This is a genomic window from Marinospirillum sp., from assembly GCF_014859565.1.
Genome location: NZ_JACUUA010000030.1, coordinates 1 through 20114, shown reverse-complemented (window position 1 = coordinate 20114; position 20114 = coordinate 1). Strand labels below are relative to the sequence as shown.

Below are 20114 nucleotides of genomic sequence, written 5' to 3'. Positions count from 1 at the left end.
AAAACAGCTCGGTGGTATCACTGGCGTGCTGGCCACCCTGAGTGGACAGTTGGGTTTTGAGGATCTCGCCAGTTTTAACCGTGCCTTTCGCCACTGGACAGGGAGTACACCGGGCAGTTACCGGCGTGGTCTTGGGGGCTGAATTCTATACCGGATGGCAAGTGTATATTGACAATATATTAATTAGTATATTATAAACTAACCCTGTGTTGACTCTGGGGTGAAAGAGTATGGTGGATATTGAAAAAATGCAGTGTCAGGTTCGCTCGGCATCCGAGTTGTTGCAGGCCTGTGCACATCCTTCCCGGCTGTTGCTGCTGTGTCAGCTGTGTCAGGAAGAGTTGAATGTCGGTGAGCTGGAGGCACGTCTGGATATCCATCAGCCCAGTTTGTCCCAGCAGCTGGGTGTTTTGCGTCGTCAGGGTCTGATTGAAGGGCGGCGAGCAGGCCAGCAGATTTATTACCGGGTTGCTGATGATCGTGCTCAGGCGCTGGTCACCAGCCTCTACCGGATTTTCTGTACCCAATGATTTCTGTTACTGGAGAAACGAGGATGAAAAACTCTTGGCTGGGTCTGGCAGTGGTTGCACTGACAGGCTTTTCACTGCAAGTGCAGGCACTGGAAACACAAACGGTGCAACGTGCTCCGCTGATCGAAAGCATCCAGCTGGATGGTGTGATTGAAGCTGTGCGCCAGGCCACCGTATCGGCTCAGACCAGTGGTCAGGTGCGCCGTGTCCACTTTGATGTAGAAGATGCAGTGGCACCCGGACAGGTGATTGTTGAGTTGAATGACACCGAGCAGCAGGCTCGCCTGAAGCAGGCGGAGGCCGGTTTGCGCGAAGCTCAGGCAGGTCTGGATGATGCTCGTCAGAACTTTGCTCGTATTGAAGGTATTTATCAGCGTGAACTGGCATCCCGTGCTCAGCTGGATCAGGCTCGTAATCAGCTGAGTGGTGCTGAGGCTCGTATGAACCGTGCTCAAGCCGCAGTGACTGAAGCACGTCAGCAGCTGGCTTACACCCGTGTGGTGGCTCCTTATGGTGGCATAGTTACACAGCGCCATGTGGAAGAAGGCGCTTCGGTGAGTCCGGGGCAAGCCTTGTTTTCCGGTCTGTCACTGGAAGAGTTACGTGTGGTGGTGGCTTTACCTCAGCGTTACACCGCCTCTGCCCGTGAAAAACGTGAAGCCAGGGTGATGCTGGATACCGGACGGGTGCTGGAAACCGACAGCATGACTTTTTATCCCTATGCAGACCCGGCCACCCATACTTTTCGGGTACGCATGAATCTGAAAAACCCGGAAGGGGATCTGTTCCCCGGAATGCTGGTCAAGGTTAGCCTGCCGGTGGCAGAGCGTTCAGCTCTCTGGATTCCTGCTCAATCGCTGGTGCAACGGGGTGAATTAAGAGCGGTTTATGTGTTGGATGCACAAGAACAGCCACGCCTGCGTCAGGTAAGAGTTGGCAGTCGTGAAGGAGATCGTCTGGAGATCCTGTCTGGTATCGGTGAGGGTGAAATACTGGTGCTTAGCCCGGCTGAGGCGCTGGCGGTGATGGAGGTATCCAATGACTGAAAACAAGCTGGGTATTTCCGGTCGTATTGCGGCAGCCTTTCAGACATCCCGTCTGACACCCCTGCTGGCGCTGGCTGGTTTGTTGATGGGTCTGTTTGCTGTGGCGGTCACACCCAAAGAAGAAGAGCCGCAGATCGATGTCACCATGGCGGATGTTTTTATTGCCTTTCCGGGTGCCAGCCCGGTTGAGGTGGAACAGCTGATTGCTACACCTGCCGAACAAGTGATGAGTGAAATGGCCGGTGTGGAGCATGTGTATTCGGTGTCGCGTCATGGTATGGCGGTGGTCACCGTGCAGTTTGCTGTGGGTGTGCCACGTCAGAAGGCTCTGGTTAATCTTTATAATCAGGTGTACGCCAATCAGGACTGGCTGCCTCAGAATCTCGGCACCCTGCCACCCTTGATCAAAGCCAAGGGCATTGATGATGTCCCTATCATGGCTTTGACCCTGTTCAGTGATTCGCCTGAGATCACTGCGGAAGACCTGACCCGCGTGGCACATTCACTCGAAACTGAATTGAAGCGCGTACCCGGAACTCGTGATATCTACACTTTGGGCAGTGTACGTGACGAAGTACAAGTGATTTTTGATCCGGCACGCCTGCGCGGTTACAACCTGGCACTGAATGATATTCAGCAGGCGGTGCAAGCGGCCAATGCCACCTCGCAGGAAGCCTGGGTAGTGCAGGATGGTGTGGCACTTCCGGTGCAAGCCGGAACCCTGCTGGCGGATGTGGCTGAAGTGCGTCGTCTGGTGGTGGGATTACATCAGGGTGCCGCAGTGTTTCTGGAGGATGTGGCCGAAGTCAGCCGCGGCGGCAAGGTGCCTTCGCAGAGTGTGATGACCGGTTTTGGTCCGGCTGGTGAGCGTCCAGCAGGAACCCTGTCTCAGGCGGTGACCTTAGCCATTGCCAAACAGCCGGGGCAGAACGCCATCGACATTACCCGTGCCATCACTGACCGGATAGAGCTGCTGCAGGATCGTGTGATCCCCGAAGGGGTTGAAGTGCTGGTAACCCGTGATTATGGTTACACCGCGGCGGATAAATCCAACACCCTGATCACCAAATTACTCTTCGCCACCGGCTCGGTGGTGGTGCTGGTGATGGCTGCACTGGGCTGGCGGCAGGCGCTGATTGTGGGTATTGCGGTGGTGATCACCCTGGTCATTACACTTTTCTTCTCCTGGACGTGGGGTTTTACCCTCAACCGTGTATCCCTTTTTGCACTGATTTTCTCCATCGGCATATTGGTGGATGACGCCATAGTGGTGGTGGAAAACATCCACCGGCATTTACAGCTGGGTGCCAAATCACTGGTGGATGCCATTCCAAAAGCAGTGGATGAAGTGGGTGGCCCGACCATTCTGGCGACCTTCACCGTGATTGCAGCATTGTTGCCGATGGCTTTTGTATCCGGCCTGATGGGGCCTTACATGAGCCCGATTCCGATCAATGCTTCTGCCGGTATGTTGATCTCCCTGGTTATTGCTTTTGTAGTTACCCCCTGGCTGGCCGTCAAACTGATGAAGCATGAGCATCATGGTGATGCGCAAGGGCATGAAGCTGGTGCAGAACAGGCTTCCGGCAAAATGCTGCGCCTGTTCGAAAAACTGATACGTCCTTTCCTGGGTGACAGCCGCAAACGTCGCTGGATACTGGGTGGTGTCGTGGTGGCTTTGACTCTGCTGGCCGCCATGTTGCCTGTGTTTCAGGCGGTGGTGATGAAAATGCTGCCCTTTGATAACAAGTCCGAATTTCAGGTGATTGTGGATATGCCGGAAGGAACACCCGTTGAGCAGACCCAGAGAGTACTGCTGGCGCTGGGTGAACATCTGGAAACAGTGCCGGAAGTCATGAGCTGGCAGGCTTATGCCGGAACAGCTGCACCCATCAACTTTAATGGCCTGGTGCGTCAGTATTACCTGCGTGCCGAACCTCATATGGGTGACTTGCAGGTGAATCTGGTGGATCGACGTGACCGTGATCGTGCTTCCCACGATATTGCTCTGTCGGTGCGTGAACCGCTGCAGGCCATTGGTGAGCGTTTTAATGCCAATGTGAAGATTGTCGAAGTTCCACCCGGCCCGCCAGTGCTGGCTCCGGTGGTGGCAGAGGTTTATGGCTCGGATCCTGAAGTACGTGCCGAGATGGCTCGAAGGGTTGTAGCGCTGCTAAAAAATACCGATGGGCTGGTGGATGTGGATAGCACTCTGGAAGCTCCGGCCAGTCGCTGGCTGATTGAAGTGGATCGCGATCGTGCTGCGCGTCTGGGTGTGGCTCAGGGACAGGTGGTGGAAGCACTGACCATCGCGCTGGGTCAGGTGGAACTGGGTTACCTGCATGATGAGCAGATGAAATATCCACTGCCGATTCGATTGCAGTTGTCTGAGGGTGATAAAGCTCAAGCATCACAACTGCTGTCGCTGAGTGTGCGTAACCGTCAGGGTCAGCTGGTCAGCCTGTCCGAGTTTGCCAGCGTGACACCTGCTGACTGGCAGGGTGCGATTTACCACAAAGACCTGTTGCCGGTGACTTATGTGATGGCTGATATGGCCGGTAAACTGGACTCCCCGCTTTACGGTATGTTTGATGCAGTATTCACACTGAGTGATGAAGAGGGAGCACCGGAGCAGTATTTCATCAGCCAGCCAGTTTGGCCGGCCACGGCTGCCATCAAGTGGGATGGTGAATGGCAGATCACCTATGAAACCTTTCGCGACATGGGTATTGCTTACGCCGTAGGTATGATTCTGATTTACATGCTGGTCGTAGCGCAGTTCAAGTCCTATCTGGTGCCGCTGGTGATCATGGCTCCGATTCCACTGACCATGATTGGCATAATGCCCGGTCATGCACTGTTGGGTTCACAGTTCACTGCCACCAGTATGATTGGCATGATTGCTCTGGCCGGTATTATTGTGCGCAACTCCATCCTGCTGGTGGACTTTATCAACCAGCAACTGGCAGAAGGCCATAACTGGGAAGATGCCGTGATCCAGGCCAGCGCAGTGCGTGCTCAGCCCATTATCCTGACGGCATTAGCAGCCATGGTGGGTGGGTTCTTTATCATTGATGACCCAATCTTTAACGGACTGGCCATCTCACTGATATTCGGCCTGCTGGTATCCACCCTGCTAACACTGGTGGTCATTCCGCTGCTGTATTATGCGCTTTATCACAAGCGCGGTGTTCCCGGCGCGGATTAAGCCTAGGTCAACAGACCATCCGGTTTATTAGCGTTAGTTTGTCATTTGCCCCCATTTTTGGGGGCTTTTTTTCAGGTGTTTTTCAAACCACCAGCCCTTCTGCCAGATGAGTCCACTGAATCGGCCATTCGTGTGTTGGGGTGCGTTTAAAGCCGCTGCGTACAAACTGCACAATGCGGCCTTCCACTATGGCCAGCAGCATACTGGCTGCGGCGGTGGTGGGTAATGCCACCTTGCGACCTTCGCGGATTTCAGTCTCTCGTAGCACTTGCCGAACCTGGGTTTCTATCCGATCAAACAGGCGGGTGATGCGGTTACGCAGGTCTTCATCTTCACCGACCAGGGCATCACCGGTCAGGATACGGCACAGGCCAGGGTTCTGTTCAGCAAAGGCCAGGATCAAAGTGAGCAGGTGCTCACAACGCAACAGGGTGCCGGTCTGTTCTTTCAGAATCAGGTTGATGCGGGTGAACAGGCTTTCTTCGATAAACTCGATCAGCCCTTCATACATGCTGGCTTTGCTGGGGAAGTGTCGGTACAGGGCGGCTTCCGACACCCCGACCTCACGGGCCAGGGTGGCGGTGGTGATGCGTCCCTGCTGCTGGTTCTCCAGCATGTGTGCCAGAGCCTGCAGTATTTCATCCTTGCGCTGTGCTTTACGCTTGCGCTTCACTGGCTGCTGTTTTTGCACTTTAACCTGCCTGTTGTTGTTCTCAGTTACTGGTTTGATTAGTGATCAGGGTGCCAACACCAGCGTTGGTGAAAATCTCCAGCAGTGTGGCGTGGGCAACTCGGCCATCAATGATATGTGCAGTCCGTACACCACCCTTGACGGATTCCAGTGCGCAGTTGATCTTGGGCAACATGCCACCGTAAATGGTACCGTCGGCTATCAATTCATCCACTTGTTGGGTGGTCAGGCCGGTCAGTACCTTGCCTTGTTTGTCCTGCAGGCCTGCAACATTGGTCAACAGAATCAGTTTCTCGGCTTTTAATGCCTCGGCCACTTTACCGGCCACCAAATCCGCATTGATGTTATAAGACGCGCCCTTGTCATCCACACCAATTGGTGCAATCACCGGAATAAAATCCCGGTTGGCCAGCATTTCAATCAGTTCAATATCCACGGATTCCACTTCACCGACATGGCCGATATCGATGATTTCCGGTGCGGTCATTTCCGGGGACTGGTGGCTGACCTTGAGCTTTTTGGCCTTGATCAACTGACCATCTTTGCCGGTCAGACCGATGGCTTTACCCCCGGCCAGATTGATCTGGGTGACAATTTCTTTGTTGACCAGACCACCGAGCACCATCTGCACCACGTCCATGGTTTCGCTGTCGGTCACCCGCATGCCATTCACAAAGCGTGATTCAATATTCAGGCGTTTCAGCAGATCACCGATTTGTGGGCCGCCACCGTGTACCACCACTGGATTGATGCCTACTTCTTTTAACAACACGATGTCACGGCAGAAGGAGTCAATCAGGTCATCTTCGGTCATGGCATTGCCGCCGTATTTGATGACCAGGGTTTTGCCGGAAAATTTCTGGATATAAGGCAGTGCCTCAGAAAGTACTTTGACGGTGGTCTGGGGGCTGCTGGCTGATGAAGTGTTTGTCATGCTGTGTACTCGTCAAGTAAGAGGTCAGTCAAAAATGTTCAGAACGGGACGCTGAGTTCGGGTGCAATCTGCAACAAAGCTTCGCGGAAGGTGTTGCTGATGCGCTCCAGTGCAGCCGGTGTTTTGCCTTCAAATCGCAGTACCAGTACCGGTGTGGTATTGGAGGCGCGGCAGAGTCCCCAGCCATCTTCATAATCCACCCGGATGCCATCCAGAGTGGTTTTTTGTCCGTCACCAAATTGTCCTTCGTCGGCCAGCTTTTTCACCAGCGCAAATTTGTTTTCATCGGTAACGGTGATGTTGATTTCCGGGGTGCTCAGATCCTGCGGATAACGGCTGAAAAAGGCATCTGCATTCTGCTCTTGTGCCGAGAGGATTTCCAGTAATCTTGCTGCTGCATAAAGGCCATCATCAAAACCTAACCAGCGTTCCTTGAAGAAAATATGGCCGCTCATTTCACCGGCCAGCAGTGCTCCGGTTTCTTTCATGCGTGCTTTGATCAGGGAGTGTCCGGTTTGCCACATTTCCGGCTGTCCACCAGCTGCAGCAATCACTTTGCCGAGGTTGCCGGTGCATTTCACGTCATAAATAATTTTTGCGCCGGGGTTACGGCTTAACAGGTCTTCAGCAAAAGCCATCATCAGGTGATCCGGGAAAATCAGGGTGCCGGAGGGTGTAATCACACCGACTCGGTCGCCGTCACCATCAAAACCCAGCCCCAGATCGGCTTCGTTGGCCTGCACACTGGCAATCAGATCCTTGAGGTTTTCCGGCTTGCCGGGATCAGGGTGGTGGTTGGGGAAGGTGCCGTCAATTTCGGTAAACAGCGGAATCACTTCACAACCCAGTTCCTGCATCAGACGCGGAGCCAGTTCACCAGCGACACCATTACCGGTATCCACCACGACTTTGAGTGGGCGTTTTAACTGCACAGATTCCAGAATGGCATTGATATAGTCATCCCGTACATCCGCATCCTTCTCAAAACCTGTGCCGTATTTAAAGTCGGACTCACAAATGCGGCGGTAAAGATCGGTGATGGCCGCACCGGAGAGGGTTTCACCAGCCAGCACACATTTAAAACCGTTGTAATCCGGTGGGTTGTGGCTGCCAGTCACCATAATGCCGGAATGGGTGCCTTCGATTTTCATGGCTGCGTAATAAAGGGTGGGGGTGGGCACCATGCCGATGTCGATGACATCACGACCCGTTTCAGTAATGCCTTGTTTCAGTGCGGCAATCATTTCCGGACCGGAAATACGTCCGTCACGCGCCACCACCAGTGTGGTTTCACCGCGTGCGGCAGCTTCAGAACCCAGTGCCAGGCCAATCAGGCGCACGATCTCTGGGGTCAGGGTTTTGCCAACAATGCCACGAATATCATAAGCACGAAAAATGGAAGCTGGTACGTCTGTCATGGGTATCTCCAAGAATTAATAGTGATTCACTGCACGGGTGTTGTTCAGGGTTTAGCAATCAATGACGACCAGAACTGCCGAACCCGCCTTCGCCGCGTTGGCTGGCATCAAAATTGTCGACCACCTCCAGTTGCACCTGCACTACCGGCACCACCACATACTGAGCCAAGCGCTCACCCGGTTCCAGCGTGAAAGAAGTCTGCCCCCGGTTCCAGACCGAAATCATCAGCTCACCCTGATAATCCGAGTCAATCAGGCCGACGGTGTTGCCGAGGATAATGCCGTGTTTATGACCCAGGCCGGAGCGCGGCAGAATCATTCCGGCCAGCCCAGGATCGGCCAGATGAATCGCCAGTCCGGTACGCACCAGATGGGTTTCGCCGGGATTGATCACCAGTGCTTCATCCAGCAGGGCGCGTAAATCCATACCGGCAGAGCCTTCAGTGGCGTAGGTCGGTAACGGCAGGCTGTTGCCCAGCCGTTGATCAAGGATTTTTACCGCAACTTTGGGGTGATTCATGGTTGTTTCTGTTCCTTATAAAAATGCAGCAGCTCAAGCAGCAGTTGTTGAGCCAGTGCTTGTTTGGAGTTTTCCGGTAGTACCAGAGCCTGGATTTGTTCATTACGCCGCAGTAATAAGGTCACCCGGTTGTGATCACTGCCAAAACCTATGCTGGAATCACTGACATCGTTGGCAACAATGGCATCCAGATTCTTGCGTAGAATTTTGTCGCGGGCGTAGCTTTCCACCTGTTGGGTTTCAGCGGCAAAACCAACACAGAAGGGGCGAGGATAACCCTGAGCCATTTGCGCAAGAATATCCGGGTTTTTGACCAGCTTCAGGGTCAGGGTGTCTTGATCAGCCTGCTTTTTGATTTTTTGCTCTTCGATCTGCTCGGCACGGTAATCGGCCACGGCAGCACAGGCGATAAAAATATCCGTTTGTTCACGCAGGTTTTCACAGGCTAATTGCATCTGGGTTGCGGTCAACACCTGGGTGCACTCCACGCCTTTGGGTACGGCAAGCTGAACTGGCCCGGAGATGAGTTGCACCTTGGCACCCAGCTTGGCGGCGGCTTCAGCCAACGCATAACCCATCTTGCCGGAGCTGTGGTTGGATAAAAAACGCACCGGATCAAGCGGCTCCTGGGTGGGGCCAGCGGTGATGGTGATACGCAAGCCCGATGCAGGCTGCTCTGCTGGCGTGAAATGCTGTTGCAGCCACTGCAGCAGCTCTTCCGGTTCTGGCATTCGTCCTGGCCCCAGATCACCACAGGCCTGTTCACCCACAGCCGGAGGGATCAGGGTGTAACCCAGCTGCTGTAATTGTTCAGCATTACGGCAGGTGGCGGGATGTTGCCACATGCCCTGATTCATAGCGGGTGCCAAATGGACTGGAGCCGGTGTTGCCAGACACAGGGTAGTCAGCAGGTCATCCGCCATACCGGCGGCAAGTCTTGCCATCAGACTGGCACTGCAGGGAGCGATCAGAATCATATCCGCCCAGCGTGCCAGCTCAATATGCCCCATGCCTGCCTCGGCATCAGCATCCAGCAGCTGGGTGTGTACTGGATGGCCGGTCAGCGCCTGAAAAGTCAGCGGTTGAATGAAGGCCTGAGCGCCTTGAGTCATCACCACCCGAACTTCAGCACCGGCTTTGACCAGCAGACGCGCCAGAAAAGCACTTTTATACGCAGCAATGCCGCCGCTAATACCCAGCAGCAGGTGTTTGTTAACAAGACCTGTCATGGATCAATTCGTTTTATCAAAAAAGGGCGCTAACCTTACCATGTTTCCCATTTAACTGAGAAATGGGACTGATCAAAATAACAGGGAGGTTTCTGATGGGAATTAATCACTGGCCAGCAGATGAGCGCCCGAGAGAAAAACTGCTGCAGCGAGGAGCGGCAGCACTTTCAGATGCGGAACTGCTGGCAATTTTTTTGCGTACCGGTGTTACGGGTAAGAGTGCCGTGGATCTGGCGCGTCATTTATTGCAAGAGTTTGGTGGTTTGCGTCCTTTATTACTGGCGGATCAACAAAGCTTTTGCAGTCATTTGGGCTTGGGTTCAGCCAAATTTGCCCAGCTGCAAGCGGTGCTGGAAATGGCGCATCGGCATCTGGAGGCTGAACTAAAACGCGGTGAAGGCCTGACCAGCCCAGAGGCTGCCGGTCGTTACCTAAAGTTGCAGCTCAGGGATTTACCGCATGAAGTGTTTGCCTTGTTGCTGCTGGATAACCAGCATCGTGTGCTGCATTTTGAGACGCTGTTTCGGGGCACCCTGGATGGTGCTTCTGTTTATCCCCGCGAAGTAGTCAAACTGGTGCTGGCACACAATGCTGCGGCAGTAATTTTTGCACACAATCATCCATCAGGCATCAGTGAGCCAAGCCAGGCGGACGAGCTGATTACCCGACGCTTAAAAGAAGCGCTGGCCAGTGTGGAAGTGCGGGTTTTGGATCATTTGATCATTGGCGATGGCGAACCTGTGTCTTTTGCTGCCAGAGGTCTGCTATAATGCCGCAGCTTTTTCACCCGGATGGTGTGTCGGCTTGCCTGCAGGCTGCCTTTCTGGTATAAAGGCGCCCTTAATTTTTCATCACCTGCGCCCTTAGATTGACTGGAGGCATATAATGTCCATGGTTTGCCAGGTTACCGGTAAAAAGCCGTTAGCCGGGAACAATGTTTCCCACTCGCAGCGTAAAACGCGTCGTCGTTTCCTGCCTAATCTGCACGTTCACCGTTTCTGGGTTGAGTCACAGAAGCGTTTTGTAAAACTGCGCGTTTCCACTAAGGGTCTGCGCATCATCGACAAGCTGGGTATCGAGCAGGTTCTGGTTGATATTCAAAAGCGCGGCGATAAAGTTTAAGCAGCTGACTTAAGCACCCACTGGAGCAGAACACATGCGTGAGAAAATCAAGCTGGTTTCAAGTGCCGGAACAGGTCACTTTTACACCACGATGAAAAACAAGCGTAACACCCCTGAAAAACTGGAACGCAACAAGTATGATCCGGTTGTTCGCAAGGTTGTTGCCTACAAGGAAGCCAAAATCAAGTAATTGATTGGCTGGCTTGTTAAAAAACCCGGACTGCGCAGGTGGCCCGGGTTTTTTTATGCTTGCAGGAGTAGATTGATGCCTGAATTGCCTGAGGTTGAAACCACGCGGCGTGGCATTGCGCCTTGGTTAGAGGGGCGTAGTGTAACCCAGTTGGAAATACGCCAGCACCGATTGCGCTGGCTGGTTCCGACTGACTTGTCAAAACGAGTGGAAGGTCTGCGTATTGCACCCTTGCAGCGCCGTGCCAAATACCTGTTGATGCCTTTATGCCAACCGCAAGCAGAACAGCCGGATGGTGGTCTGATATGGCATTTGGGTATGTCCGGCAGTCTGCGGCTGGTCAGTGCTGAAGAGGCTTGGAAAAAACACGATCATATCGAGTTGCAGGTGGGTGAGTTGGCTGGTGATACAAGTCCACCCTTGTGTTTGCGTTATCATGATCCACGCCGTTTTGGTGCACTGCTGGAGTATCAGCAGGATGCGATGTTGCATCCCCTGTTGCAAAAGCTGGGGCCGGAGCCACTGAGTGATGCTTTTACGGCAGAGGCATTGTTTGAGCAGTCCCGTGGTCGAAAAATGCCGATCAAGCTGTTTATCATGGATAATGCCCGAGTGGTTGGAGTGGGTAATATTTATGCCAATGAATCACTGTTTCGTGCCGGTATTGATCCGCGCCGACCGGCTGGAGAGGTGAGCCTGGCGCGTTACCAAGCGCTGGCGCAGATTATTCGTGCAGTACTGGCCGCTGCGATTGAACAGGGCGGCACCACACTCAGGGATTTTGTGGGTGGTGATGGCAAGCCGGGTTATTTTGCTCAGCAACTGGATGTGTATGGCCGTGCCGGGCAGCCTTGCCGCGTCTGCGGTAACACATTAAAAGAGGTGCGTTTGGGACAGCGTAGTAGTGTCTACTGCGACGAGTGCCAGCGCTGATGCCGAAGGCAGCTGCCTTCTGGTAAGATAGCTTAATTCCTGAACAAAACAATAGGCTATTCAAATGACTTACACAGCATTCAAGCACCTGCATCTGATGATGGTGGCAATCACGGCGGTTCTCTTTATTGTTCGTGCCGGTGGACTGCTGGTGGGGATGCAGTGGATCAGCAAGTCGGCAGTCCGTGTGACCCATCACTGCGTTGATCTGCTGGTACTCCTGTCGGCTCTGGGTCTGTGTTATCACTTGTCCCAGTGGCCTTTTTATAACAGTGCCTGGATCAGTGCCAAGTTCATCGGCCTGATTGGTTACATGGTAGTCACCGCTTTGGCCATTCGCCGTCACAGTTTTGTGGGTCTGGTACTGGCTGCAGTGCTGCTGGCTTACACCGCCTGGGTGGCAATCAACAAAGTGCCTTTCCCAGGCTTGTGATGAACAAAATTTTAAGCACACATTGAACAACAACAATGACAGGAATCATGCATGAAAGTTGAATATCTCTGGACAGAGCCACAGTTTATCCGCCTTGCTCTTTATGACTATGAGCTAGGGCCTCAACGTATTCGCAGCCAGTTGACCATGGCGCTGGTTATTTTCACCCTGCTGGGATTGCTGCTGAACAATCTCTATCATCGTGGTTTTGAGTTCTCCATCTGGGATCTGGTATTGATTGCCGTAGGTTTATGCTGGTATGCCCTGCGTGGCAGCATTATGATTCGTATGTTTTCCCGTGCCTTTAAGCGCTCGGGAATGGAAGGCCTGAACCTGGTGTTTGATGCCAAAGAGGAGGGACTGGGGATTCAGGTAACGGATCGTCCCGCTCAGTCACTGGAGTGGTCGCAAATTAAAAAAGTCATCCGTACCCGTGATGGTTTTCTGGTGTACCCAGGTCCTATGTGGTTGCCGGCTGCAAGGATAGAAGATGGCTCAACAGCCGATCAACTTGCTGCACTACTGCAGCGCAAGGTCACGGATTATCAGGATATGAGCCAGCACCAATTAAAACTGAAAGACGACTAAAAGGTTGGGATTCTGATGAGTCAGCAGCAGCGTTTTTGTGCCACTCACCAATGGGCACAGCGGGAAGGTGATAACCGTGTTCGTGTTGGCATCAGCCACCATGCACAGGAAGCACTGGGTGATATTGTTTATGTTGAGCTGCCGGAGCCGGGCAAGCTGGTGAATGCCGGTGATGTGATCAGTGGTATTGAATCCGTCAAAACAGCCTCGGAAATTCAGGCACCGGTATCGGGTCGTTTGCTGGAATCCAATACCGCGCTGGAATACACCCCGGAAGCGCTTAATGAACAACCACTGCAAACCTGGATTTTTGTACTGGAGTGTGACCCTGCAGAGCTGCAGGAAGAGTGGGAGAACCTGATGGATGCGCCCACTTATCAAGCTTTTCTGGAAACCCTTTAAGCCAAGTAACCTGGAACATACATGACCCTTGCCCGACTGCGCCTGAATAAAAATGCTGACCGACGTATCAAGGCTGGTCACCTGTGGATCTACTCGAATGAAGTGGATACCGCAGCAACACCGCTGAAAGGTCTGCAACCGGGACAACAGTGCGGGATCGAAAACGCTAATGGTCAGTCATTGGGTGTGGCTTATGTTCATCCCAATAACCTCATTTGCGCCCGGATGATCAGTGAAAAACCCGATCAGCAACTGGATGTTGAACTGCTGAAATCCCGTATCCGTCAGGCGCTGGCACTGCGCGAAACCTTTTATGATCGTCCCTTTTACCGACTGGTGTATGGCGAAAGTGACCTACTGCCCGGTCTGATAGTGGATCGTTTTGGTGAGGTGCTGGCCGTGCAGTTGAATACCGCCGGGATGGATGTATTAAAAGACGAAGTGTTGCTGGCGCTGCGTGAAGTCCTGCAACCTGTTGCGGTGGTGTGGCGTAATGATGCCTCAGCACGTCAGCAGGAAGGTCTGGAGAGTTATGTCGCACTGGCCTGGGGTGAACTGCCGGATCAGGTGCTGGCGGAAGAAAACGCCTGCTCTTTTGAAGTGCCAATACTGGATGGACAGAAAACCGGCTGGTTTTATGATCATCGCCCCAATCGTGCCGCACTGATGCCACTGGTCAAGGGCAAACAGGTGCTGGATGTTTTTTCTTATCGTGGTGGCTGGGGTATTCCGCTGGCAAAATCGGGTGCCGCCAAGGTGGTGTGCCTGGATTCTTCCGCACCGGCATTGGAAGGGGTGATGGACAATGCCCGACTGAATGGTGTTGAAGCCAGTGTTTCAACCCTGTGTGCTGATGCTTTTGAAGGTTTGCAGCAACTGCAGCAGGCTGGTGAAACCTTTGATCTGATCATTCTTGATCCACCGGCTTTTATCAAACGCAAAAAGGATCAGGGGCCGGGTGAACACGCCTACTCACGGCTGAATCGTGAAGCCATGAAACTGCTGACCAATGATGGACTGCTGATGTCCGGCTCCTGCTCCATGCATCTGGCGGAAGATCGTCTGCAGGATCTGGTGCGAATTGCTGCCCGCAAACAGGGTCGCTCTGCCCAGCTGGTCTGGCGCGGTGGGCAGGGTGCTGATCATCCGGTGCATCCGGCTATAACAGAAACCCGTTATCTCAAGGCGTTGTTGTTCCGTCTTGTCAGTAACTCCGAGGCCTGATGCTATGCCCTGGAATCAGCCTGAATGAAAGTTTATCTTTACCTGAATCCATTACAACTGGATGTACTGCGCCATGCCCGCCTGCACCTGACCGCAGTGGCTGAACAGACGGATCCTTATCAGAACAATGCCCGCATGATTCAGCGCCAGTCGATCCGAATCAGTGAGGGTGAGTTTCAACAGGAGCTGGAGCGGCAATTTAAAGCCTTGCCCGCATCATTAAAAGGGCTGATGACCTGGGATACCTTTAAGGTAGAGGCGCAGAAAAAACGCCCGAAGATTGAAGCACAGATGAAAAAAGGGCGGCAAGGCAAACCGACGGTATTACCCAACCCGCAGAGTTATCAGGATCTGGCCTTTTGCCGATTTTTCAGCCGCCCGGATAATCCCTTGTTGTGGGAGCGTTATGCGGATCAGCATCGGGGTGTAGTACTGGAGCTGGACAGTAGTTTTCCCGGTTTTAACAGTAAAAAACAGGTGTTACGCCCGGTGGTGTATGGGCAACCTCGCCCCCAAGCCGATCATCCGATGAAACCCTTTCCGGCACTGTTCCACCGACCAGCCGAATATGCAGCGGAAGAAGAAATCCGCCTGGTTCGTCCACTGGATGAAGCCAAAAGCAATAAACCTTTGGCCAATGGCAAACTGGTGTATTTTTATCCCTTCCCGCCGCGTGCGGTGATGTCGGTCACCCTGGGGGTTAACGTCTCTGACGACACCCGTGAACAGGTCAACCGTATCCTCAACTACGATATGAAATACAAACCCGGTCGCCCACTGCGAGAAACCCTGCTCGACCCGGATCAGTTCAAACTGCATATTCGTGGCACCCTGTAACGAGTCAGACTATCATGGGAAATGACTTGTGCGTTGGTCATCAACCAGAGGGTTTGCAGATGACACCCCAGAAGACACTTGATCAGGAAACAATGGAAGCGGTTCGTCGCTTTCTGGGTTTGCTTCACAAACGTTATGACCTTGCCGGTGCCATAGTGTATGGCAGTCGCGCCCGAGGTACACACAGACCGGATAGTGATGCAGATCTTGCTGTATTGTTAAATGGTGAGCATCAACGCTTTTTACCTGTGAAACTGGATATGGCCGATCTTGCGTTTGATGTCCTGCTGGAAACCGGCATTCTCATATCACCACTACCCCTTTGGCTTGATGAGTGGCAGCACCCGGAAACCTACTCCAATCCAGCGCTACTCAAAAATATTGGTCAAGAGGGGATACCCGTTTGAGTCGTAACCATGTATTCACTTCATAGGTCAGGGCGCTTATGTTTGACTCTTGATGCAGCTGCAGATGGGCGGGTAAAGCGGCTAGAAATTCCAACTCCTTTTTTAGGGGTGGCAACCCCACTTTCAAGTAACTTTTTCGTAGCTGTACCACCATCAAGCGTCGGCAATTCCACTTTCACGCTGCACAACAACATTTGATGAGGGTTAACCTATGAATGCACTCCTGAAGGATGATCCAACCCCTGGGGTGGCTACCGAGGCCAGGGGAGTTTGCATGATGCACCACAGCTTGGTGTGGTGCATCATGGGGAAGGCTCACTTTTGGTCTTGGCCAGAGAGCAGGCTCCGGCAAGACGACCTCCACAGCAGATCAAATTTTGGCGTTGATTATGTTTGAAGCGGTGAGACCATCACCGATCAGAGGTGATTCAATCGGTCAGCAATTCGTCCAGAGTGGCAGCCGTCAGGATTTTCCCAACCCAAACATCCAACTGATCCTTAGTTGCTTCATTCAGTCTGCTTTCGACCCACTCAGGGTGCTGACCAAATTTCAGCTTGATCAGCTTCAATAAGGTTTGAGCTTCGCCTTTGACTTCACCAATGCTGATCCCTTCTTGGCGACCTTTTTTCAGAGCATCCTCTATCAGGGATGCTTCATCACGGATGGCCTTGGCTCGAGCCTCCGCCAGCTGCCGGGCTTTCTCATCGGCACTGAGTTCACGGATGTAACCCCGTACTTGTTGTACTGCTGGATTCGTGATTACAGACATTTTGTCCTCCTCTTTCCAGTGTTCAAATAGAGTAATCCAGTCCCTGATGGCTTGGCTACCCAGACCCAGTCGATCAGCCTTTTTCATTTCAATGATATTGAGCTGTAGATCCTCGCCCAGCTTGACCTTCGGTTGCAGGCCATCCCGCATTTCAAAACGCCATAGTGCTTGTTGTTTCTGCTGCTGCGTTTCTTTGAACAGATCAAAGTCCAGCAGGTGAATACCCACTGCACCTTTCAGGTTGGCATAAGACTCACCGGCTTGCAGCTGTGAGGCCAGCATCTGCGCCAGGTAATAGATGCCACGCTTGTTCCAATCGTTGTAGTTTCTGACCTGCATTTCGATGTTGTATTGCTCGCCCTCACTGTCTTCGGCCAGTAGATCCATAACAATGTTTTTGCCGGTCAGATCCTTGGCGGTGATCTCAGGGTTTAAGATGGTGATCTGAGTGATCACTGGCAGATCCGGACGCAAATCATTGATTAGGTGCACCAAGGCATCAGGATGGGCGGTGAAGATCTTCTTGAACACAAAATCAATCTTAGGATCCAGTAGATGGTCGTTGTGGCTTAGACTCATAAAGCATCGCCTTGCTTCGTTGTGCATTAGAGTTAGTGTACTGGATTCTGGTGTGACCTGCTCCCCGAACAGTCGTTAATCTGCCTGTCGGCAGAGTGACTGTCAGGTTTTGACTGCGTAGGACTTGGAATATCAAAGCCGCATTTCGATGCCTTGGTCTGCCATAAAACGTTTGGCTTCCGGTACGGTGTGCTGGCCGAAGTGGAAAATACTGGCTGCCAGTACTGCATCCGCATGGCCTTGTTTAACACCATCCACCAGGTGCTGCAGGTTACCCACGCCGCCAGAAGCGATCACAGGTACACGAACGGCATCAGAAATGGCACGGGTCACACCCAGATCAAAACCATTTTTGGTGCCATCCCGATCCATGCTGGTCAGCAGTAATTCACCGGCACCCAGTTCTACCATTTTAATCGCCCACTGCACTGCATCCAGGCCGGTGGCTTTACGTCCGCCGTGAGTAAAAATCTCCCAGCGATCCACTTCACCAGGGGCAGATACCTTTTTGGCATCGATCGCTACCACGATGCACTGGCTGCCAAAACGCTGGGCAGCTTCTTGCACAAATTCCGGGTTGGTCACGGCTGCGGTGTTGATGGAAACCTTATCGGCACCGGCATTCAGCATACGGCGAATATCTTCACAGGTGCGGATGCCACCACCGACAGTCAGCGGGATAAAAACCTGGCCGGCAATTTCTTCCACCATCTCCACCGTGGTACCACGATCTTCATGGCTGGCGGTAATGTCCAGAAAAGTAATTTCATCGGCACCTTGATCGTTATAACGCTTGGCAACTTCCACCGGGTTGCCTGCATCACGGATGCCAACAAAATTCACACCCTTCACCACACGACCCTTATCAACATCAAGACAAGGAATAATACGTTTGGCCAGTCCCATATTATTGATCCGCCATACGCTGGGCTGCGGCCAGATTCAGGGTGCCTTCATAGATGGCACGGCCGGTAATGGCTCCGATGATGCCTTGATCAGCCACTTTAAGCAGCCGTTCTACATCACCCAGATCAGTGACACCACCAGAGGCAATCACCGGCAGGCCACCTTGTTGAGCCAATTCTACAGTAGCTTCCAGATTCACACCCTGCATCATGCCATCACGGCTGATGTCGGTGTAAACAATGCTGGACACTCCATCATCAGCAAAGCGTTTAGCCAGGTCGGTGGCCTTGATATTGGATACTTCTGCCCAGCCATCGGTGGCAACCAGGCCATCTTTGGCATCCAGACCCACAATGATGTGGCCAGGGAACAGCTTGCACATTTCGGTGACAAATTCGGGTTCTTTGACTGCCTTGGTGCCAATAATGACCCACTGCACACCGGCTTGCAGGTAATGCTCAATCGTGGCTGCGGTACGAATACCACCACCGATCTGGATTGGTAGGCCGGGGTTGGCGCGGGCAATGGCGGTGACAGCTTCACCATTAACCGGCTGGCCGTCAAAAGCACCGTTTAAGTCAACCAAGTGCAGGCGGCGGCAGCCTTCTTTTACCCAGCGGGCAGCCATTTCAACCGGATCATTACCGTAGCTGGTGGAGTCTTCCATGCGGCCTTGTTTCAGGCGTACACACTGGCCGTCTTTTAAGTCGATTGCGGGGATAATCAGCATTGTTGATGAGTTCCAGTATTTAAAAAAATCAGGGTTTCCAGCTCAGGAAATTTTCCAGCAGCTTCAGACCGGCATTGGCACTTTTTTCCGGGTGGAATTGCACAGCAGCCACATTGTTGGCGGTCATGGCGGCATCCAGTTGCACCGAGCCGTAATCACAACGTGCCAGTACCTGCTCACGCTGGCGGGCTTGCACGTAATAACTATGGACAAAATAAAAGCGCTCACCGGCAGGTATATCTTGCCAGAGTGGATGATCCAGCAGCGGGGTGACCTGGCTCCAGCCCATGTGGGGGACTTTCAGGCGCTGACCGTCAGCATCACGCAGGTCATCACCAAAAAACTTCACCTGTCCGTCAAAATGCCCAAGGCAGGGAATACCACCGTTTTCTTCGCTGGATTCCATCAGTGCCTGAAAACCAACACAAATACCCAGAAACGGTTTGTTGTTCAGGCATTCACGGATGATCGGAACCAGCCCGGTGTTATGCATTTCAGCCATACAATCACGGATGGCACCCACACCGGGAAGAATGACGCGTTCAGCATTCAGAATCACCTGGGGGTCGGAGGAGATACCCACACTTTTTTGCCCGTTAGCTACTTTTTCCAGTGCCTTGTGTGCAGAGTGCAGGTTGCCCATACCGTAGTCGATAATCACCACATCAGGGTTGGCCGGTCCCTTGTCCTTAATGGCGGTCATTACAGCACTCCCTTGGTGGATGGCATTTGACCGGCCATGCGTTCATCCGCAGCCAGCGCCATGCGCAGTGCACGACCAAAGGCTTTAAAAATGGTTTCGGCCTGATGGTGGGCATTAAAACCCTTCAGGTTGTCGATGTGCAGGGTCACCTGGGCATGGTTAACAAACCCCTGGAAAAACTCCCAGAACAGCTGGGTATCCAGTCCACCAATACTGGCACGGGTGAACTCGACATTCATGGACAGGCCGGGACGACCGGAAAAGTCGATCACCACACGGGATAGGGCTTCATCCAGCGGCACATAAGCCTGGCCGTAACGCACCATGCCTTTTTTGTCACCCACAGCCTTGGCAAAAGCCTGACCCAGAGTGATACCCAGATCTTCCACACTGTGGTGGTCATCAATATGCCGATCACCGTCCAGCTCGATTTCCATATCAATCAAGCCATGGCGGGAGACCTGCTCCAGCATGTGATCCAGAAAGCCGATGCCGGTATTGCAGACAAACTGTCCGCTGCCATCCAGATTGATACTGACCTGAATTTTTGTTTCCAGTGTGTTGCGGCTGACACTTGCCGTACGTGCGCTCATGAGGTCTGCTCTGCCTTTGATAACGTCGAATCACGAGATTATAACAGTTGGGGCGTGGAAAGGCAGTGCAGAGGTTTTTATGCTGGTTATAGAAATGGTCTAAAATACAAGATTAAACCCA

At 52.8% G+C, this 20114-nt stretch carries 24 protein-coding genes; 14 read left to right on the top strand and 10 right to left on the bottom strand.

What is annotated here, in order from left to right:
• Positions 1-25 precede the first annotated feature (25 nt).
• The 4 genes from IBX50_RS20690 to IBX50_RS06310 all read left to right on the top strand — a co-directional run bounded on the left by IBX50_RS20690 (position 26) and on the right by IBX50_RS06310 (position 4784).
• Positions 26-142 (top strand): helix-turn-helix domain-containing protein, encoded by a 117-nt coding sequence (locus tag IBX50_RS20690; RefSeq protein WP_366930695.1) that lies wholly within the window; start codon positions 26-28, stop codon positions 140-142.
• Positions 143-230: 88 nt separating this feature from the next.
• Complete coding sequence (locus IBX50_RS06320; RefSeq protein WP_292254329.1) at positions 231-530, top strand: metalloregulator ArsR/SmtB family transcription factor; 300 nt, start codon at positions 231-233, stop codon at positions 528-530.
• A 23-nt stretch (positions 531-553) separates the two neighbouring features.
• Positions 554-1576, top strand: a complete 1023-nt coding sequence (locus tag IBX50_RS06315) for an efflux RND transporter periplasmic adaptor subunit (protein WP_292254328.1) — start codon at positions 554-556, stop codon at positions 1574-1576.
• Positions 1569-4784 (top strand): efflux RND transporter permease subunit, encoded by a 3216-nt coding sequence (locus IBX50_RS06310; protein ID WP_292254327.1) that lies wholly within the window; start codon positions 1569-1571, stop codon positions 4782-4784. Before IBX50_RS06315 ends, IBX50_RS06310 begins: the two co-directional genes overlap by 8 nt.
• Positions 4785-4866: 82 nt before the next feature.
• Here IBX50_RS06310 and slmA read toward each other — a convergent pair whose 3' ends face one another.
• Genes slmA through coaBC form a run of 5 tightly spaced genes read right to left on the bottom strand, consistent with a single transcriptional unit; the run spans position 4867 to position 9576 of the window.
• Positions 4867-5475: a nucleoid occlusion factor SlmA gene (slmA, locus tag IBX50_RS06305; protein WP_292254325.1), complete on the bottom strand. Its 609-nt coding sequence runs from the start codon at positions 5473-5475 to the stop codon at positions 4867-4869.
• Positions 5476-5497: 22 nt separating this feature from the next.
• Entirely contained in the window at positions 5498-6409 is a 912-nt protein-coding gene (gene argB / locus IBX50_RS06300; protein ID WP_292254323.1) for an acetylglutamate kinase, read from the bottom strand.
• Between the two features lie 38 nt (positions 6410-6447).
• On the bottom strand, positions 6448-7827 hold the full coding sequence (locus IBX50_RS06295; protein ID WP_292254321.1) for a phosphomannomutase/phosphoglucomutase: 1380 nt from the start codon (positions 7825-7827) through the stop codon (positions 6448-6450).
• A 58-nt stretch (positions 7828-7885) separates the two neighbouring features.
• Positions 7886-8347 carry a dUTP diphosphatase gene (gene dut, locus IBX50_RS06290; RefSeq protein ID WP_292254320.1) on the bottom strand — a complete coding sequence of 154 codons (462 nt, stop codon included), beginning with the start codon at positions 8345-8347 and terminating at the stop codon, positions 7886-7888.
• On the bottom strand, positions 8344-9576 hold the full coding sequence (gene coaBC, locus IBX50_RS06285) for a bifunctional phosphopantothenoylcysteine decarboxylase/phosphopantothenate--cysteine ligase CoaBC (RefSeq protein ID WP_292254318.1): 1233 nt from the start codon (positions 9574-9576) through the stop codon (positions 8344-8346). Before coaBC ends, dut begins: the two co-directional genes overlap by 4 nt.
• 95 nt (positions 9577-9671) lie before the next feature.
• On the opposite strand from coaBC, the gene radC reads away from it, so the two are divergent.
• The 10 genes from radC to IBX50_RS06235 all read left to right on the top strand — a co-directional run bounded on the left by radC (position 9672) and on the right by IBX50_RS06235 (position 15712).
• Positions 9672-10346 carry a DNA repair protein RadC gene (gene radC, locus IBX50_RS06280; RefSeq protein WP_292254317.1) on the top strand — a complete coding sequence of 225 codons (675 nt, stop codon included), beginning with the start codon at positions 9672-9674 and terminating at the stop codon, positions 10344-10346.
• 115 nt (positions 10347-10461) lie between these two features.
• Positions 10462-10698 carry a 50S ribosomal protein L28 gene (gene rpmB, locus IBX50_RS06275; protein WP_292254315.1) on the top strand — a complete coding sequence of 79 codons (237 nt, stop codon included), beginning with the start codon at positions 10462-10464 and terminating at the stop codon, positions 10696-10698.
• A 34-nt stretch (positions 10699-10732) separates the two neighbouring features.
• Positions 10733-10888, top strand: coding sequence for a 50S ribosomal protein L33 (rpmG, locus tag IBX50_RS06270; RefSeq protein WP_072325543.1), 156 nt, complete (start codon positions 10733-10735; stop codon positions 10886-10888).
• A 75-nt stretch (positions 10889-10963) separates the two neighbouring features.
• Entirely contained in the window at positions 10964-11821 is an 858-nt protein-coding gene (mutM, locus tag IBX50_RS06265; protein WP_292254303.1) for a bifunctional DNA-formamidopyrimidine glycosylase/DNA-(apurinic or apyrimidinic site) lyase, read from the top strand.
• Between the two features lie 64 nt (positions 11822-11885).
• Positions 11886-12254 carry a SirB2 family protein gene (locus IBX50_RS06260; protein ID WP_292254301.1) on the top strand — a complete coding sequence of 123 codons (369 nt, stop codon included), beginning with the start codon at positions 11886-11888 and terminating at the stop codon, positions 12252-12254.
• Between the two features lie 51 nt (positions 12255-12305).
• Positions 12306-12842 (top strand): hypothetical protein, encoded by a 537-nt coding sequence (locus IBX50_RS06255; protein ID WP_292254299.1) that lies wholly within the window; start codon positions 12306-12308, stop codon positions 12840-12842.
• 15 nt (positions 12843-12857) lie between these two features.
• Positions 12858-13244, top strand: coding sequence for a glycine cleavage system protein GcvH (gene gcvH / locus IBX50_RS06250; protein WP_292254297.1), 387 nt, complete (start codon positions 12858-12860; stop codon positions 13242-13244).
• A gap of 21 nt (positions 13245-13265) precedes the next feature.
• A complete protein-coding gene (locus tag IBX50_RS06245; protein ID WP_292254295.1) occupies positions 13266-14468 on the top strand; it encodes a class I SAM-dependent rRNA methyltransferase in 1203 nt (400 codons plus the stop codon).
• Between the two features lie 24 nt (positions 14469-14492).
• Positions 14493-15305: a hypothetical protein gene (locus IBX50_RS06240; protein WP_292254293.1), complete on the top strand. Its 813-nt coding sequence runs from the start codon at positions 14493-14495 to the stop codon at positions 15303-15305.
• 59 nt (positions 15306-15364) lie between these two features.
• Complete coding sequence (locus IBX50_RS06235; protein WP_292254291.1) at positions 15365-15712, top strand: nucleotidyltransferase domain-containing protein; 348 nt, start codon at positions 15365-15367, stop codon at positions 15710-15712.
• A 428-nt stretch (positions 15713-16140) separates the two neighbouring features.
• Here the strand turns inward: IBX50_RS06235 and IBX50_RS06230 are convergent, their stop codons facing one another.
• From IBX50_RS06230 to hisB, 5 genes are all read right to left on the bottom strand, one after another.
• A complete protein-coding gene (locus IBX50_RS06230) occupies positions 16141-17061 on the bottom strand; it encodes an Rpn family recombination-promoting nuclease/putative transposase (protein WP_292254289.1) in 921 nt (306 codons plus the stop codon).
• Between the two features lie 132 nt (positions 17062-17193).
• Positions 17194-17967: an imidazole glycerol phosphate synthase subunit HisF gene (hisF, locus tag IBX50_RS06225; RefSeq protein WP_292254287.1), complete on the bottom strand. Its 774-nt coding sequence runs from the start codon at positions 17965-17967 to the stop codon at positions 17194-17196.
• 1 nt (position 17968) lies between these two features.
• Positions 17969-18697: a 1-(5-phosphoribosyl)-5-[(5-phosphoribosylamino)methylideneamino]imidazole-4-carboxamide isomerase gene (gene hisA / locus IBX50_RS06220; RefSeq protein ID WP_292254285.1), complete on the bottom strand. Its 729-nt coding sequence runs from the start codon at positions 18695-18697 to the stop codon at positions 17969-17971.
• 28 nt (positions 18698-18725) lie between these two features.
• Positions 18726-19400, bottom strand: a complete 675-nt coding sequence (hisH, locus tag IBX50_RS06215; protein ID WP_292254284.1) for an imidazole glycerol phosphate synthase subunit HisH — start codon at positions 19398-19400, stop codon at positions 18726-18728.
• Positions 19400-19993, bottom strand: coding sequence for an imidazoleglycerol-phosphate dehydratase HisB (gene hisB / locus IBX50_RS06210; RefSeq protein WP_292254282.1), 594 nt, complete (start codon positions 19991-19993; stop codon positions 19400-19402). The genes hisH and hisB overlap by 1 nt, the downstream gene beginning before the upstream one ends.
• Between the last annotated feature and the right edge of the window lie 121 nt (positions 19994-20114).